Source organism: Photobacterium frigidiphilum (assembly GCF_003025615.1).
Lineage (GTDB): Bacteria > Pseudomonadota > Gammaproteobacteria > Enterobacterales > Vibrionaceae > Photobacterium > Photobacterium frigidiphilum.
In genome coordinates this window covers 26,448-43,131 of sequence record NZ_PYMJ01000043.1, presented here as the reverse complement: position 1 = coordinate 43,131, position 16,684 = coordinate 26,448, and the positions used below count along the sequence as shown (strand labels likewise).

The following is a 16,684-nucleotide window of genomic DNA, read 5'->3' as shown; positions in this document are numbered from 1 at the left end:
GTTATCAGTCATAGTCAGCAACATCTCATTGGCTCCAGAGCACACATTAAGTAAATGGTGTTTTGAAGTTAGTTCAGCATGACATTTCTATCTGGCTCAAACCTGACACTTCTAAATGGTTCTAACATCCGCGAGACGCATTACTGGTGTTACGTTAAATATCGGTCGTCTTTTTCTTGTACTTATTAAGTAGCTTTTTTATCAATGGACGAACCAGGTTCGGGATTTCCCCCTTTTTATCACTCATAGAAAATTCCTTTTTTGTAGTGATTTTTCGTTGTCTCAAATAATCCTGCAACTACCTCTTTTTCGGCTTACCGTGCTACGCCAGAGTAGTTAGTGCCTCTTTAGCAACGGTTGGTTGATTTATTTGCAGCAGGTTTTATTTTCTCTTGTTGGCGAGCTAATAACGCTTCAATGTTTGCCGTTAGTTGATCGATTTTGTCATTAACACGATCTAAACGCTCATTGTCGATACCAACAAATTTATACACCATTTGGTGCATGCGTCCTTCAATCGCAACTGACGTGTGGCTCTGATCAGTATGTACTCGTTCTTTAGTCTTTAATTCAACGGCACGGCCACGCTCAACCAACTCATCAAATAAACTTTGGCTTTTACCGGATAACTGGTTTATTTCTTCAGCGCTCTTTGCGTATGCGCCCAGTCCAGCAAACCAAATGTTATAAAGCTTTTTCTCTTTGATTATATCTTCAGATGTTTGTTTAAAGATGCCCATTATTGCCTCCTCCCTCATTCCTATAAAATCTGCAGTCAGCCAGTGAGTATTGCCTGACTGCTTATAAACAGAATAAGAATTTAAATTAGAGTGTTCTCACTAAAACAGTTTCCTTCCACCACTATTCTAATGGCGGTCCGCTGGTATGTGGCCTACAAGGTCAGATGGTCTCCTCCCTTGCTATGCCCATTACGTATTTACAGCGTGACTGCTGCAGTCACAGATTTCCCATCTGGATTAATTAGTCAGATAAGTTACATACAATTTCATTTGATTGACCAGTCAAATCACTTACAAAGAGAATATTCACACTGCGAATGCTTACTTGGTTAGTTGATAATCAGATCTTCAGCGCAATTATTAATCTTTTTTTTGTTTTTATTCACGCTTATAAATTAACTGAGCTATATGTAACATATTGCCTATTGGGTGCGTTTATTCACAAAAAATGAATAAACATCATTAGGTTATAAGCAATAAAAAATGCTCATAAAAAAAGGAAAGAGCGGATGAACAGAAAAAATAAAATTAGCGTTGCTGGTATTACGTTATCAGTGATAACCATTGCCCTCGGTGTAAGTGCATCAGCAAACGCTAATGAATTGGCTAGTTTTAGTAAACCGAATATCCCAGTTAAATATATTGTTAAGTTTAAAGATCAGCAGGACAATACTCGTTTACTAAGAAGTGCAAGCACAGCATTCTCAGGGGAACGTGTTGCTCAAGAAACGCTTCTTGACCGCTTAAGTGCTAAACAGGTTGAGAAGTTTGGCAGTGCTTCTGCTTACAGTGCTTTACTCGATACGAAAGCAATTAACCAATTGCAAAGCAACCCTGAGGTTGAGTACGTTGAAGTCGATCAACCTCGCTATCTACTCTCCCAAAGCCTTCCATGGGGACAAACCTTTGTTGGGGCTACGCAGCTCAGTGACAGTAATGCAGGCAACCGTACCGTTTGTATTATCGATTCTGGTTACGATTTAGCCCACAACGATTTGAGCGGCAACCAAGTTGATGGAACCAACGATAGTGGTACAGGTAATTGGTCTTCACCAGGTAATCACAACGCACACGGTACACATGTTGCCGGTACCATCGCAGCAATATCTAACACAGAAGGTGTAGTAGGAGTTTTACCCAATCAGAATGCTAACTTACATATCGTTAAGGTATTCAATGAATCAGGTTGGGGCTACTCTTCAAGCTTAGTGAAAGCGATTGATACTTGTGTTGCAAACGGCGCTAACGTGATCAATATGAGCTTAGGTGGTGATAACTCAAGCCGAACAGAAGAAAATACACTAAAAGATCACTACAACAATGGAGTGCTACTAATTGCTGCTGCAGGTAATGATGGTAATACCGCACACAGCTACCCTGCTTCATATGATTCAGTAGTATCGGTAGCTGCTATTGATAACCAAAAACATCATGCTGATTTTTCACAGGCAACTAATCAAGTAGAGATCTCTGCACCTGGCGAAGCGATCTTATCTACCGTTACATTAGGTGAAGGTCGCCTTGCGGATATTTCACTGGCTGGTCAACGTTATTTTGATCGTGGCGTGGTTCCGCATAACCGTTTAGTTAATATTAACGGCAGCTATGAATCGTCACCAGTTCCAGGTTCAAAAACGGGTGAACTTGCTCGTTGTGACACCTCTTCAGGTAGTTTTAACTGTGGTGATATGACCGGGAAAATCTGTCTTACTGAGCGTATTGGTAATCAAGATTCATCCGGTGTCTATCCTGAAGTTGATGCTGTAAAAGCTTGCTACAACGCGGGGGCATCTGCGGCAATTGTATACAGTAATGCTGAACTTGCTGGTCTACAAAATCCGTTCCTCGTTGATACTAATGACAGTTACAATCTAGTGTCTGTATCTGTCGATCGAGATCTTGGTCTTGAGCTAACAAATGCTGTTGGCCAAACGATTACTGTCGATAGTTCGGTTAACGAAGATTACGAATACTACAACGGCACATCAATGGCAACACCACACGTAACAGGTGTTGCAGCACTAGTATGGAGTTATCACCCTCAATGTTCAGCTAAACAAGTCCGAGATGCGCTAAATGCCACAGCGGAAGATATTGATGTTGTAGGTCGAGATAATCGTACTGGTAATGGTCTTATCAACGCTGTCGCAGCTAAAGAATATTTAGATGCAGGATGTAATGGCCCAGACGGTAGCGGAGGTGGTTCTAAGGCAAGTAGCTTTGAGAATACACAAGTAACAGCTATTCCAGACAATAACCTTTCAGATATCACAAGCGACATTAATGTCACCCGTCAAGGTGACGCAGGTGTGGTCACGGTTGATCTTAACATCACTCATACCTATATCGGTGATCTAAACGTGGCGTTAATATCACCAACAGGTCAAAGCGTTGTTTTACATAATAATAGCGGACGTTCAAGCAATGATATCATTAAATTATTTGAAGCTGATTTTACTGGTGTCGAATCTGAAGGCACTTGGCAATTGAAAGTGTACGATGATTCTCGCCGTGATACTGGTACTCTAAACAACTGGCGTATCAACTTTAAATAAGGTTGACCTATGCAAATGAAACTACGTTCACAGGCTTTATTGAGTGTTGGGCTAGCTGTTGGATTTACTGCTCTTTTTAGTATTCCTGCACATGCTAATAACCCAAACATGCTTTTTCCAGCCTCTGATCAACAGTCAGAGCAAGGTCAGGAAAATATGCAGATAAGCTACTATCTGAAATATAAGCCTGACATGCAGGAAAAAGCTGAATCTTTAGTGAATAAGCTTGGTGGAACAATCACTGACGCTATGCCAGAACGACGTATTTTGATCGTCACGCTTGATAAAGCGGCTTTTGAAGAAATCGACTCTGATCGTATAGATTATCGCGGCATCATCGACTACGTGGAACCCAATCCAGAGCGACAATTATTTGAAAAGAAAAACGGCTTATCTTTGTAAGATACACAATAAACACAAGGTAACCGTATCTACTCTAATCCAGGAATATAAAGGGAGAAGATAAGGTTTTGTCGCAAATAGTAAATTTGGACGTTTTTTCATTTTTTAACAATCTGTTTTCAATCGATTTTAAATTTGGATTTTGGCTAAAAAACTCTATTTGCGACAGAACCGCCGTCGGGTGCTTTTTTAGATTAAATACTCACTGCAACTGCTTTTACTTACCCTGGATGTATATTCCATCCCCCCCCTCTAATATGGATAACAGGTGAGCACATGAACCATTTGCTGGATATCACGACATCAACTCTGGCCTCGAGTTGTCGGTTCTGGCACGGAACCTTGGCCAGCAAAACCACCGCTCAGCCTAAGCAAATGCTGATCTTGTTTGATCAAGAAGGCAACCCGGAGTGTCGGCTTGTGCGCGAAGTACTAACCGAGCTGAACTTGGATGTTATCGTCGCTCCCTGTCCCGCCGGCGGGCAAAATATCACAAAATTTAAATCGGTATTCAATGGTGTTAGCCCCCCAATGCTGGTTGATCTCAATAGCCCAAGCGTAACCAAAGGGGCTATTGAAATTGTCCGTTACCTGTTTAAACAGTACAAAGAAATGCAAGCACCAAGAGAATTTGCCAGCATACTAAAAAGCAGTCTGACATCCAAATTGGCAACAGGAGTTCGTTTTGGGGCTGGCATTAAGGCGCGGCCATCTCAACAACCAGATCTGCCGTTGATCTTATACAGTTTTGAGTCCAGTCCTTTTTCCCGTCCTGTCCGTGAGCGGCTATGCGAACTTGAGCTGACTTATATCCTGATCAACCTTGGAAAACAGCAATTTTCAGATATGGGGCCGGCCAATATCCACTGGACCCTTAAGACTTACAGGCCATTGCCAAATACCAAGCGGGATGAATTTTTCAGGCGACACGGCAATGTACAGGTGCCCTATCTGATTGATCCGAATACCGGCATAGAAATGTTTGAGTCAAAAGATATTCTGCGTTATTTACAGCAGACTTATGCGGTGTGAAATGCATTTTGTGGGTTATTTGAGCGCTTCAACAAAACCCTTAATAGGCGTTATCAATTTATGAAATTGCTATAGATATGCTGATTTTTGCATTTCGATAGGTAACGAGTATATAACTTATAATATCAAGCATGGGCTAATATGTAAGGTGAAAATAATGACTTACCTAATACTGGCAGATTTGCTGGTGCTAGTGCATTTGCTATTTATCATTTTTGTACTTTTGGGCGGGCTGTTGCTTATGTTACGCGGCTCTCTTATTTTTGTGCATCTCCCTGCCGTCATCTGGGCAGCGCTGATTAGTTTTAAGGGTTGGATTTGTCCATTGACTCCGTTGGAAAATCACTTGAGGCGAGTTGCTGGTTCGGCTGATTATGAGCAAGGATTTGTCGAGCATTATCTGATTCCTATCATTTATCCGAATAATTTAACTCCTAATATTCAGGTCATGCTTGGCATCTTTGCTTTACTAATTAACCTCAGTATTTATTGTTTTGTCTATTATAAGCGTATGGCTAAGCACGGCGGGAAACGGGGATGAAAAGTACCTTAACGACAATACTGCTAATCTATATTATTTTCTGTCTGCTGCTGTTCGTTTTGCAACGTAAATTTATATATTTTCCGCAACCGTCAGCTGCGGTGAGAGGAATAACTGAAATCAGCTTTACTACCGACGGTGTACAGTTGAGTGGCTGGGTGGTTAATGAGGGCCAGCCGAAAGCATTAATCTATTATGGTGGCAATGCAGAACGTATTGAAAATAACATCGCATTTTTTGAAGCTGTATTGTCGAATTATAGCGTATATTTAATTCCGTATCGGGGTTATGGTAACAGTACTGGTACGCCTAGCGAAGCATATCTCTATCACGATGCCTTGTATATTTTTGATCGGGTAAAGGTAAACCATGAACAGATCTCTTTGATGGGTAGAAGCCTTGGCTCAGGTGTTGCCACCTATGTGGCGGTTAACCGGCAGGTGGAAAAACTGCTACTGGTCACTCCCTTTGATAGCATCGTAAATGTCGCCAAGAATATCTACTGGATGTTTCCGGTCTCCCTGCTTCTTCAGGATAAGTTCCAATCAATAAACAGGGCGAAAAACATTACTGCACAAACTTATATCTTTATTGCGGAAAACGATCGGGTGATCCCGCGGGCAAGAAGCGAGCGGTTAAAAGCTCAATTCACAGAGCAACTGATCGACTCGGTTCTAGTCAGCGGAGCCGATCATAACGATATTTCACTGTATCCTGAATATATTGCAGGGGTGAAGCGAGCGCTGCAATCATACTAAATCCGATAACTTTCTATTCATTCATTTCCCACTTATCAATTAATTGCTTATTAATTGTCACCATAATCATAGCGTGACGGGCGGGATGGTTCATTACATTAGCCCCCTTGAATCGTCTCTTTAATGTTGAGGCGATTTACTAGTAATCATTGGGTCCATCACTGGGGTAGATCTGTCTTACCTGGTTAGTTGCAACACCCCCCGCGTAACCCTCTCAGCAAAACTGTTGGTGAAAACTAACCTTCAGCTCACGAGCGTTCGAACACTACGGTTTTGTCGTTAAATAGAAATATGCGTTTCTCGACGTGATATTGAATGGCTCGGGCCAATGTCAGGGATTCGACATCCATCCCTTTTCTAGCCAAATCAGCGGGATAATAGGTATGGTTTACGGTTCCCATTCCCTGAGTAATAATCGGCCCTTCATCCAGATGGTCGCTGACATAATGGGCTGTAGCCCCCACCAACTTGACCCCCTTGTTATAGGCCTGATGATAAGGCTTAGCCCCTTTGAAGCCAGGTAACAGCGAGTGGTGGATGTTGATGGCCTTCCTCGCCCAGCGAACGCACATTTCATGGGAAAGCACCTGCATATAGCGGGCAAGCACCAGCAGCTCACAGCCAGTTTCATCTAAAACGGCTTGTACCTGAGCTTCCTGCTGCGGCTTAGTATCTGCGTTGATCGGAAAGTGGTAATAAGGAATATCGTGCCACTGGGCCAGTGACTGTAGATCAGGGTGATTGGAAATCACAGCTCGAATATCGACCGGAAGATTGCCGGTTCGGAAGCGGTATAACAGATCGTTCAGACAGTGCTCGTATTTAGACACCATTATCACCACTTTAGGTCGGTAATCTGACGGCGTCAGTTCCCACTCCATATCAAACGCTTCGGCCCGCTCGGCAAAGGTGGCGCAAAACGCAGATTGATCAAGCGGGGCATTATCTTCCATGCGAAATACCGTGCGAATAAAAAAACGCTGGTTCAGTGCATCATCAAAGGAATTCAGTTCAGTAATGTAGCAGCCAAATTTCCGTAGGAAGCGAGTTACAACATCCACCGTACCCGAGCGTCCGGGGCAACTCGCAGTCAATATATAATTCAAACTTTGTTGGTTCATATCCTCATCCTATTCAGTACAAGTCCGGCCACATGGCTCAAGTGCCATTTATAGAAATTTGACTCTGGCTAATCTTAAATCTGCTTCTTCTTTACCGTTTTCTTTTTGCTGTAGGCGCACCAGGATATAATTCAGCTCTTTGGCTAACCAGATATAGGTTTCGCGTTTGCTGTTTTTTCTGACTTTTTTCAGCTTAATGGTATTTAGTTTGCCATAAGGCAGCTTCAATAACTCCTCTCCCACCACTTCAAAATCAAGCTGACGCAAGTTACCCTTAATCACAGCCGGATAAGTAAAGGTTGATTTATCCTGCATTACATCGAGCCTTAATTGTACCTGGTAAGAAAGAGGATCAAATAAAACCTCTTTTACCTGAATCACTTTCTTCTTATTGTCATAGTTCACCCAGGCTTGCCTGGCGGAAAAATTAACCAGCATTCGATGGTCGCGGCCAGTTCCTTTCCGGGTAAAATAATAAGAGACTGGCTGCAACTGCCCGCCACAATATATAAACTCAGTCGCCTCGTAACGTGTATCAGATATGAGCAGGAACCTGAGTTTGCTTTCGCTACTCATCCGGTACTTGCCATTTGGCAAACGCTCTAACTTTCTGACGCCATTTCCCAAGTGAGCGCCTTGATAGTAAGCTTCATAGTTGGCATGAAAAAGCTGCAATTCCTCACTGGCCTGAGCCAGATATGCAAAAAGCCCTACAATAGTAGCAACCAGAATTTTGTTCATGTACAGCTCCTTTGATACATACCTTCGTGATATATATCAGCCACTTTCCGCGGCTATATGGAGAGATAGATGCCTTCAAGCGTATTAGATCAGTATAATAAAAAACGTGCACATCAGGAGAAAAAATGCTGTTAAAAATATGAAATCGGGTTGGCTATTTAACACATGCCACCCTTGTTGCCCATTACGATAACGACACCATGAAACTTGTTCATAAAACAAGCATGAATAAATCTATGGCAAACCAGTATTAACAGAATACGAATGAATCCATACCTAACCATTAACTCGTCACAAAAAATTTCATCATCAATAATTTGGATTTCTTTATAAAAAACAATCATACTTTTTTTGTAACCACTTTTTCAATGACCCCATCAGACCATAAAGCATAAGACAGAGAACAACTTCGAAATTTAAAAGTATCGAGCTTAAGCAATTGCCGAATCATCCATCCCACCTTACGTAATAACGTTGGCTTTACTTGGGTAAAAATGCGGAAGAGGCTTTTTAACTAAAAAGCAATATACAACACGCCGCATATTTACCACTAAAAATTACAACTTACCTCAAAAAAAAGCCGCCAGTTGGCGACTAATATGACTTTGCAGGCCAAAGAAGAACAGCCCAAATGTAATGGCACGTTTTGCAACAAAACCTCACCATAATGACGTAACCAACAATCAATTGCCCTTTGTTCAACATCCATAATGATTGGCTTTGTTGCAACACTAAAGCCGTTAAATAGCGAACCAGTCTAAAAAGGTTCGCCATGATAATTGAACTCAGTGCTACTAGAATAAATGAGCGTTATCTGAACGATTCTACAAAGCCCCCCCAGGGCCAAATGAAGCTACTTGCGAAATCACTGTTCCAAGGCCAGGATAACGCTTATCTAGGAAGCTGATCATGCCATCAAGAAGAGGGTTCTCTCCTTGCCCATTGGATCCACCAGACCCACCGCCTTGTAATATGCTGCCAAAACTAATATCTGTGGAATTTTCCTGTTGAGTTCCTATCCCCATCATAGACAAGCCAAATAGATAATCATCGACAGCACCACTAGGCAACTGCGTATCGTTAAGAGTATACTCCCATAAGAGAATAGGTGAGGAGTTAGGTGCCAAGTTATAGATATTGTTGGCGTACTCTTCTATCCGCTGTGGACGATTTGAAGCACTATTAAAATCTTCAATATTTACTTCTTGTTGGTAGAAAGGAGTAATGTGATCATTCACAGCATCAATTACGTGGTAATCAAATGTGGTCGTAAACCCTCCATCACTTTTGTAATCCCATTTATAATCAATACTCGGTATATAATTATAATCAGGAATAGGATCTGCAACTGGTGGCGCTGGACAAGTTGAACACTGGGACCAATCTAACTTATAAGTGTTAACTTCTTGAAAATCTGCTCCGGCGGTTTGACTTTTATAAGTTATCTTGAAAACGCCGATAGGGTCACCGACATTTTGATTGGTTATCTCTATGTTTGTTAGTGGCTCGAGTCCGGAGTTAACATTTGTAGACATGCTGCGAGTTAATGCACTCCCTACATAATATTTATTTACAACCGTCGCTCGGCCTAATGCGTCCCTTTCAGAAACAACTAGTATCCACTTAGTCATAGACTGCATGAACAGGTTTTTAACCGTATTTTTGAATGAAAAATCTTGCTCAAAGTCTTGGTTGTTATCTAGTCGGAACCGCCCTTGATCAAATAGCAAAATGGCTTTCAGTCGTTTATTCCCATCGACTGTTTCATATTTGAAAAAGTGACTTGCAGTTAGAACATCGTATTTTCTAACTGCATCACCAGACTGCATGACCATATGAACTGCAGAGAGCTCATCATCACTATATGAAAAGTCATAAGTCATCGTTTCTGGCATTGTATTCCCCGCGGCATCGGTGGTTTTTGACGCGACAACAATATTATCTTGCACCCAAACATTAGCGTTTACTTGAAAGCAAGATGCAGAAAGAAATAAAGCAATTGACAGTTTTTTTAATAACATAAATTATTCTCCTGGATTTAGTTTGAATAAACTAAAGGTTGATTTAATTTCGGTTAATGTCATTATATTTTACGAAGTCGATTATATTAAAATAATACATTTTTATAAGAATCAATATTCACCAACGTGGTCACTATTCAAAAATTAATCGAATTGACATCGAAAATAATACGTTGGTCCCAATGTACGAAATCAGCATCAATTTATAGGTTTAATTTCACAGTTAGAAGTGCGCAGAAATGGTAAGAGGAAGTAATCTAAATTAGATTTCACTTATTAACGGCTTTGTTGAAGCGCTCAGATAATATCCAATTATTCCATTAACACTGAGTTCAGTTATCATAACCAGCCCTTCATTCCGGTTCGCTGTTTAACACATGCCTTACAAACACAATGACGCCAAACGCCATCATTTTAAGAAGCATACCTACGCGCTAAATAATTATCGTGAGTACAACCAGGCTCTCAGGCAACGCGGGCGGTTCGACATTTGGATCTCTGAAGAGATCATCCATAATTGGCAACACGATGAACGCGTTTATGATGGTACCGGCTCTTCCGTTAAATATCCTGACAGCACCATCGAGGCCTGCCACTACATTCGATTGGTATATAAACTTCCCCTACGTCAAGCTCAGAGATTCATTGAAAACTTACTAATGAAGCTTGGCATGGACAACCAGAGGACAAAATTGCAGCGATAGCCATTGATTCTACGGGACTCAAGCGGTTCGGGAAGGATGAGTGGCACCAGGAGAAACATAAGGTTAATGCAAAACGAAGCTGGCGAAAGGCGCACTTTGCTGTTGATGAGGGTCACTTCATTCAAGGCGCTGTCTTTATTGATAAAAACACAATAGATGATCAGGTTGTCGGGACGTTATGTCAGTCCATCATCACGGATATCAAGCATGTAAGTGCCGACAAAATGTATGATACCAATGCGGTATACAAGACATTAGATAATCATTTCCCGGATGCTGAGATTGTTATACCGCCGAAAGACAATACGTTTGCCGATGAGGTTCATCCCCCAAAGCGGATGAGCAACCTGATAGGTTGCTTCGCCCTTGGCATTATCGGTTGGCAGAGCGTGCGGCAATATGGAAAACGGAATATCTCAGAGACTGCCATGCAACGTTACAAGAAGATAATAGGCAATACATTACACAGCAGAGAGTTTGAAAATCAATCGAAGGAAATGTTACTCGGTTGTTCTATTTTAAATCGCTTTACTCACATCGGGATGCCCAAAGCTACCTGCTCTTCTAAAACCTGTCTTGCGACACGGCCCTTAGAGGCTCTGATGAGGAAGAAAAGTGCGGATTTACATCAGGGCACAAGTTTAACTTAGATGCCGAATATATGACTGCAACGTTTATTGGGCTGATGGAGAGTGGGATTTTGTTAGAGATGACCACTTTAACACTGTTGTTGAATCAGATTCAGTGAGGCTGAGGTTTTCACTGTTTGTGAAAAAATCACAGAGTAAAAAACGTTCTTTCGATTGATAAATGGTTTTTATCTCAATATAACAAAGCCTTATGGGGTGGCGTTCGTTACATTGAAATCATTAATTTAAATCATTACAAATTTGTTATTTTACGCTTAATTTTATCAACATGCTTTGATACGATTAATGAACAATATCCTACGCCTCCGAATATGATCCCATACGCTAGGGTCAGATAATTAAAATGGCCTTTAGTCACCATAAAAAGAAGTAAAGATAAAAATATTCCGCTTAATATTGTAAGAATCCAATAATTTGCTTTCACGTGTATTAATTGGTCTTGTAAGATTTCATTTTCCATTAATAACTCTTTTGATTATTTAGTTTGGCTTTGTTGAGCACATTAAGGATAGCTCTACATTCACATGCTGGAGATTTTATACATTTACCTATCTTTCTGGCGTAAGTGCTATTGAAAATACAGCTTATAAGCTGGCGCGATTGGTGTTAGGCCATAGAAAAACTGACACCAAAGAATAATTTCCTCACAAAGCAATAGATACACAATAAACAGAACTATGGATGAAAGATAATAGATTAAACTTATAATTCTGATAGGAAAAACCTATCGTTGAAATTGTGTCGTAAATCGCAATCTGTTTGCTATAATTTTACCTACAGCTGAGCTACCGTGAAATTGAAGAGATATTGGCAGAGCGTGGCATCATTGTTGACCACTCAACATTGAATCGGTGGGTACTCAAATATACGCCATTACTGGAACAGCGAGCTCGCAAAAAGAAGAAGCCAGTAGCTTCTTCATGGCGAATGGACGAAACGTATATCAATGTAAAAGGCCAATGGACATATTACTATCAAGCCGTTGATAAGTATGGTGATGTGATTGGTTTTCTACTGCGTGATAAGCGAGATGAACCAGCCGCGAGACAATGATACTGGTGGAGGAAAGTACGCAACAGAAGATCATTGGCGAGCAATGCCAAACTTAAGCGTTAGAGGAAGGTATTCTTTTACGGAAAAGGTCTCATTACCTATAAAAACTCAGTACCAGTGGTGGGATAATGACAATTATTTATATGCCGAGGTGGGTATTAATTATAAATTAAACCCAGCATGGGATATTGGTTTAATGTATGGCTACTCAGACACAACCTAGATGATGTAACATTTAAAACACAATATGAAGGAAATTATGTATTCCTTACTTTAGCCAATAGTTTCTAATTATTAGATATTCAAAATGCATTTATAAGTTCTCGATTATTTGTTATACACACTTATATTGCATGGGTTGGTATTTAAAAAGTTACGGCAATTTATTATTGTAGTGATTCTCGCAATATCATGTTGCCATAACGAAGCAAGGCTCAATCGACCATTATCCAACAAATAGATGCCATCTTTTTCCCGTAAATCACGGATGATCTGCGAGCTTAGATTCAATTGGATAAACAGCCCATACCGTTGCACATCGCTAGAAGATTCTTTACATCTATTATCGAGCGCTGCCAGCAGGCTGTCACGACGTTTCGCTAACATTACTCTGACCGCAACCAAATCTACCAGCCACTTCTGGTACAATTGCGGATCACCTAAAATTTCAGCAACTATCGCTGAGCCAAATGACGCAGGCGAAGAGTAGTTAGCCCGAATAATAGTGCGCAGTTCTTCTTTAGCTTGGGTGGCAAATACGGGTACGCTGGTTTTAACAGAGACAGCGCCAACACGTTCGTTATACAACATGAAATTTTTCGAAAAAGAGCTGGCGACAATTAATTCAGGGCATGACTGCGCCATGATCCGAATCCCCTCTGCGTCCTTTTCAATATCTTGTCCCAACCCCTGACTGGCATTATCCAAAATGGGTAACAATTGTTTGCGACGACATAAATCAGCAATTTTATGCCAATCCTCAGTATCCAACATCATCCCAGTCGGATTATTGGCTCCTGCCTGAAACAAGACTGCATCATACGGCTGTGCTTGCTCTAGGGCACACAGCCATTGCGTCACCGTTGTCTGTTGCGGGAAATTGACCATTTCCACTCCCGCCGCAGTTGCAATCTGCTGATAATTTGGCCAACTAGGTGTTCCCACCCACAAACGTCTACCGTTGAGACTCGAGGCATAAAAGTCGAATGCTAATCGCAAAGCTCCTGTCCCACCAGGAGCCTGCAAAGTAATTAGTTGAGAACAAAACGCATCACTCAATGCGCGACCAAATACCAGCTCAGTTACTGCTGTATTGAACCTCGCGGTGCCTTCAGGCGCCAAATACTGATTTTTCGCCCAGTGCCGCATGAGCTGTTGTCGACAATCAACCACTGTCGGTAATACTATCGGCAACCCCGCTTCATCTAAGATCACACCAGAAACCAAGTCTCGTTTTTTGGGGCGTCTATCAGACTTAATACACTGATTAACCGTGCTAATCTCATCCATTTGGTGATGCGTAATTTGCTCAAATATACTCATAGAATAGCCATCTTCGTCGTTCAATTTGTTACATTATCACTGGCTAATGAGACAATGATAATGGCAACAGTTGTGTTAATAAATTTTCACATTGCGACTGACTCATATAACGGGGGACGGGATATGTACCGTGTGCTTCGGTCAACGCTCGCCGTGCAATCTCAGGGATATCATCAGCTTTTAGCTGTTCAAACGTATTCGGTATATTAAGCTGCTGGTTAAGTTGCTCTACCGCCAGAATAAACTGCTCACCATCAGACAACCCAATTAGCGCCGCCATATCAGAAAAGCGTTGTCGACATTCAGGAAAGCTAAAACGCAGCACCAAGGGTAACAAAACCGCATTAGCTTGACCGTGGGGAATATGATACAAGCCTCCCAACTGATGAGCGATAGCATGAACATAACCAACGAACGCTCGAGTAAAGGCACACCCCGCAAGATACGAGGCCATCGCCATGCTCCCACCCGCATGCAGATCCCCCCCGTCAGCATACGCCTTCGGCAATTGGTCAAAAATCGTGACGATAGCCTCTTTAGCATAGCGATCTGTAAGCTGATTACTGAATGAGCCTAAGTAGGCTTCAATCGCATGGGTCAGCGCATCCATCCCCGTTGCAGCAGTAATTGACTTTGGCAAGCCCACCATTAACTCTGGGTCGAGCAGCGCAATTTTGGGTACCAGAACAGGATCAATAACAGCAAACTTACTGCGTGCTACAGGATCGGTGATCACCGCTGCGATCGTTGCTTCCGATCCCGTCCCCGCAGTGGTAGGAATAGCCATAAATGGCGGCAAACTTTTCCGGACTTTTAATTTACCGGAGAACGCTTTCACATCCGCTTTTTTTACCACTTTGGCCCCAATCACCTTGGCACAGTCAATCGGAGAGCCCCCCCCTATAGCCACAATGGCATCGCAATTATGCCACTGATACACTTCAAACCCGGCATTAACGGTAGCAATAGATGGATCTGGCGTCACTTCATCAAACACCGCATACTCAATATGATGTTTTTCTAAAGAACGGGTTAACTTTTCAACTATTCCCAAAGATACCAACATCTTATCTGTTACCACTAATGGCCTTTTCACGCCCTGCGCAGTGAGCAAGTCACCCGCATCAGCGATACAGCCAGAGCCATGAACAAGCTCTGGAAAAGGAATAGGGATCAGCTTCTTCAGCTGTTTATTCACCCCAACAATTATTTTATATAACCACATACACAGCCCCTTTAAATCCGAAAAATACGGACCCTTTCGGGTCCGCGACAAATTCGTAAATCACTTACACTTCAAATTCTTCGGTACAGGGTTCTGTTATCACGGAATCAAGCTGGAACATGTTAATCACCGCGCCTTCAAAATGCTTAGCAAAAACATCACAGTCAGCTTTGGTCGTTTGCGGAGAGACCAGCCACATATTCAGTCCGAAAGGAATGATCATTACACCGCGGTTAAACAGATACATAAAGATGTAATCAATAAAGTGGCCAACCATGCCGATCCCTCTAACACAATCTTCAATTTCTATCGGAGTACTTTCGCAGAAATGAAGCCAAGTACGCGCACCAACCTGCTCAGTGCTTAATGGCACATTGTATTTGGAAATTACGGCATTCAGCTTCTGTGTTAGATAGGTATTGGTACCAATCATGTGAGCAAAGTTTTCTTTGGTCACGTTATGCTCCAGATTCAAACGCAAGGCACGCAGAGACAACGCATTACCTGTCATGGTCGTTTGCTGGCCCAACAAACCCGCCATGTGCCAGGGTCCTTTGCCTATAGTAGATTGGAACAGCTCAGCCACACTTTCAGAAAAACCATAAACGCCGCATGGAATACCGCCAGCGATACATTTACCGGCAACCCAGATATCCGGCTGTAAACCCCACTCACCAGTTGCACCGTGGTGAGCCGTGGTCTGCATATGGGTTTCATCAATTAACAATAACGTACCATACTTAGTGCACAGCTCACGCAGACCATCGTGGAAACCGGGTTTAGGCAGGGTCAATCCCGAATTCGACAAAGCAGGCTCAGTCAACACCACTGCCACATCACCATATTTCAGCTGCGCTTCTACAGAAGCCAAGTCATTAAAAGTAGCGACTCGGGTAAATTGGTTTGGATCTTGACCTGGGTAAATTTCAGGTACACGATATTCCACTACACCTTCTTCTGGCATCCAAGCGTTGGTTTCATCAAGCGTACCGTGATAAGCCATATTAAATTGCATGACTTTGTTACGCCCCGTTGCCAGCTTAGCAAGTTTAACCGAAAAACGGTTGGCATCAGATGCAGACAAAGCAGTAAACCAGTACGGCAGACCAAAACGCTCGGTCAACAACTCAGAAGCAACGATCGCATCTTCATTGGTTACCAAGGTATTGATACCGCTGTTTTGCAACAGCTCAATAATGCCTTCGGTAACGGCATTCTTTGGTGAGTGACCATAAAAATCAGGGGTATCACCTAGATTAAAATCAATATATTCATTGCCATCAATATCGGTAACGTAATTGTCTTTACAGTTTGAAATATAAAACGGATGCGGTACATGCCATACACTTTGCCATGAGTTTGTGACGCCGTTCGGCATTGATTTGACGGCACGTTCATGCATCGTTTTACTTTTTGTCATCCGTGATTCGTACAGTACTTCTTCTTGTTTATACAGCTGCTCAAGATGGTCAAGATCAACGTGGGTGCCAGCAATTTCCGGTAACCAAAGTTCAGGGTGGCGATAAAAGCTAGTAGTCATAATCATTTCCTTTTGTATGAAATATAAAATGTCCGGAAGCCATCACCTCCGGCACAAAA

At 42.1% G+C, this 16,684-nt stretch carries 16 protein-coding genes and 1 pseudogene; 9 read left to right on the top strand and 8 right to left on the bottom strand.

Features of this window, described 5'->3' with window-relative positions:
* Positions 1 to 347 precede the first annotated feature (347 nt).
* Entirely contained in the window at positions 348 to 740 is a 393-nt protein-coding gene (locus C9J12_RS26060; protein ID WP_107245501.1) for a phasin-related domain-containing protein, read from the bottom strand.
* A gap of 509 nt (positions 741 to 1,249) precedes the next feature.
* Here C9J12_RS26060 and C9J12_RS26055 point away from each other — a divergent pair.
* The 5 genes from C9J12_RS26055 (at position 1,250) to C9J12_RS26035 (ending at position 6,028) form a co-directional block, all read left to right on the top strand.
* Positions 1,250 to 3,295 carry a S8 family serine peptidase gene (locus C9J12_RS26055; protein ID WP_107245499.1) on the top strand — a complete coding sequence of 682 codons (2,046 nt, stop codon included), beginning with the start codon at positions 1,250 to 1,252 and terminating at the stop codon, positions 3,293 to 3,295.
* Between the two features lie 9 nt (positions 3,296 to 3,304).
* Positions 3,305 to 3,697 (top strand): hypothetical protein, encoded by a 393-nt coding sequence (locus C9J12_RS26050; protein ID WP_107245497.1) that lies wholly within the window; start codon positions 3,305 to 3,307, stop codon positions 3,695 to 3,697.
* Positions 3,698 to 3,973: 276 nt separating this feature from the next.
* A complete protein-coding gene (locus C9J12_RS26045; RefSeq protein ID WP_107245494.1) occupies positions 3,974 to 4,729 on the top strand; it encodes a glutathione S-transferase N-terminal domain-containing protein in 756 nt (251 codons plus the stop codon).
* A 157-nt stretch (positions 4,730 to 4,886) separates the two neighbouring features.
* On the top strand, positions 4,887 to 5,270 hold the full coding sequence (locus tag C9J12_RS26040) for a DUF2784 domain-containing protein (RefSeq protein ID WP_011218184.1): 384 nt from the start codon (positions 4,887 to 4,889) through the stop codon (positions 5,268 to 5,270).
* Positions 5,267 to 6,028 carry an alpha/beta hydrolase gene (locus C9J12_RS26035; protein ID WP_011218183.1) on the top strand — a complete coding sequence of 254 codons (762 nt, stop codon included), beginning with the start codon at positions 5,267 to 5,269 and terminating at the stop codon, positions 6,026 to 6,028. The genes C9J12_RS26040 and C9J12_RS26035 overlap by 4 nt, the downstream gene beginning before the upstream one ends.
* 248 nt (positions 6,029 to 6,276) lie before the next feature.
* On the opposite strand, the gene purU is transcribed toward C9J12_RS26035, so the two are convergent.
* From purU to C9J12_RS26015, 3 genes are all read right to left on the bottom strand, one after another.
* Complete coding sequence (purU, locus tag C9J12_RS26030) at positions 6,277 to 7,149, bottom strand: formyltetrahydrofolate deformylase (RefSeq protein ID WP_011218182.1); 873 nt, start codon at positions 7,147 to 7,149, stop codon at positions 6,277 to 6,279.
* Between the two features lie 48 nt (positions 7,150 to 7,197).
* Complete coding sequence (locus tag C9J12_RS26025) at positions 7,198 to 7,890, bottom strand: DUF3108 domain-containing protein (RefSeq protein ID WP_107245492.1); 693 nt, start codon at positions 7,888 to 7,890, stop codon at positions 7,198 to 7,200.
* Between the two features lie 824 nt (positions 7,891 to 8,714).
* The gene (locus C9J12_RS26015; protein WP_107245487.1) at positions 8,715 to 9,911 is read right to left on the bottom strand and encodes a hypothetical protein; all 1,197 of its coding nucleotides are present in this window, start codon (positions 9,909 to 9,911) and stop codon (positions 8,715 to 8,717) included.
* 377 nt (positions 9,912 to 10,288) lie between these two features.
* Between C9J12_RS26015 and C9J12_RS31255 the strand changes: the two genes are divergently transcribed.
* Together C9J12_RS31255 and C9J12_RS31250 are read left to right on the top strand one after the other, a co-directional pair.
* The gene (locus C9J12_RS31255) at positions 10,289 to 10,615 is read left to right on the top strand and encodes a transposase (protein ID WP_227876466.1); all 327 of its coding nucleotides are present in this window, start codon (positions 10,289 to 10,291) and stop codon (positions 10,613 to 10,615) included.
* The gene (locus tag C9J12_RS31250; RefSeq protein ID WP_227876468.1) at positions 10,603 to 11,265 is read left to right on the top strand and encodes an IS5 family transposase; all 663 of its coding nucleotides are present in this window, start codon (positions 10,603 to 10,605) and stop codon (positions 11,263 to 11,265) included. Before C9J12_RS31255 ends, C9J12_RS31250 begins: the two co-directional genes overlap by 13 nt.
* A 232-nt stretch (positions 11,266 to 11,497) precedes the next feature.
* Here the strand turns inward: C9J12_RS31250 and C9J12_RS26005 are convergent, their stop codons facing one another.
* Positions 11,498 to 11,725: a hypothetical protein gene (locus C9J12_RS26005; protein ID WP_107245485.1), complete on the bottom strand. Its 228-nt coding sequence runs from the start codon at positions 11,723 to 11,725 to the stop codon at positions 11,498 to 11,500.
* Positions 11,726 to 12,033: 308 nt separating this feature from the next.
* Here C9J12_RS26005 and C9J12_RS26000 point away from each other — a divergent pair.
* Together C9J12_RS26000 and C9J12_RS25995 are read left to right on the top strand one after the other, a co-directional pair.
* Positions 12,034 to 12,312 (top strand): annotated as a pseudogene (locus tag C9J12_RS26000) (IS6 family transposase); the annotation flags it as partial.
* Complete coding sequence (locus C9J12_RS25995; protein WP_107245479.1) at positions 12,296 to 12,541, top strand: hypothetical protein; 246 nt, start codon at positions 12,296 to 12,298, stop codon at positions 12,539 to 12,541. The pseudogene C9J12_RS26000 and the gene C9J12_RS25995, both read left to right, overlap by 17 nt.
* 104 nt (positions 12,542 to 12,645) lie before the next feature.
* On the opposite strand, the gene C9J12_RS25990 is transcribed toward C9J12_RS25995, so the two are convergent.
* The 3 genes from C9J12_RS25990 to C9J12_RS25980 all read right to left on the bottom strand — a co-directional run bounded on the left by C9J12_RS25990 (position 12,646) and on the right by C9J12_RS25980 (position 16,625).
* Positions 12,646 to 13,884 (bottom strand): aminotransferase class I/II-fold pyridoxal phosphate-dependent enzyme, encoded by a 1,239-nt coding sequence (locus tag C9J12_RS25990; protein WP_146150118.1) that lies wholly within the window; start codon positions 13,882 to 13,884, stop codon positions 12,646 to 12,648.
* 19 nt (positions 13,885 to 13,903) lie between these two features.
* Complete coding sequence (locus C9J12_RS25985) at positions 13,904 to 15,085, bottom strand: iron-containing alcohol dehydrogenase (RefSeq protein WP_107245475.1); 1,182 nt, start codon at positions 15,083 to 15,085, stop codon at positions 13,904 to 13,906.
* Between the two features lie 64 nt (positions 15,086 to 15,149).
* Positions 15,150 to 16,625, bottom strand: coding sequence for an aminotransferase class III-fold pyridoxal phosphate-dependent enzyme (locus tag C9J12_RS25980; protein WP_170111889.1), 1,476 nt, complete (start codon positions 16,623 to 16,625; stop codon positions 15,150 to 15,152).
* Positions 16,626 to 16,684: the final 59 nt, after the last annotated feature.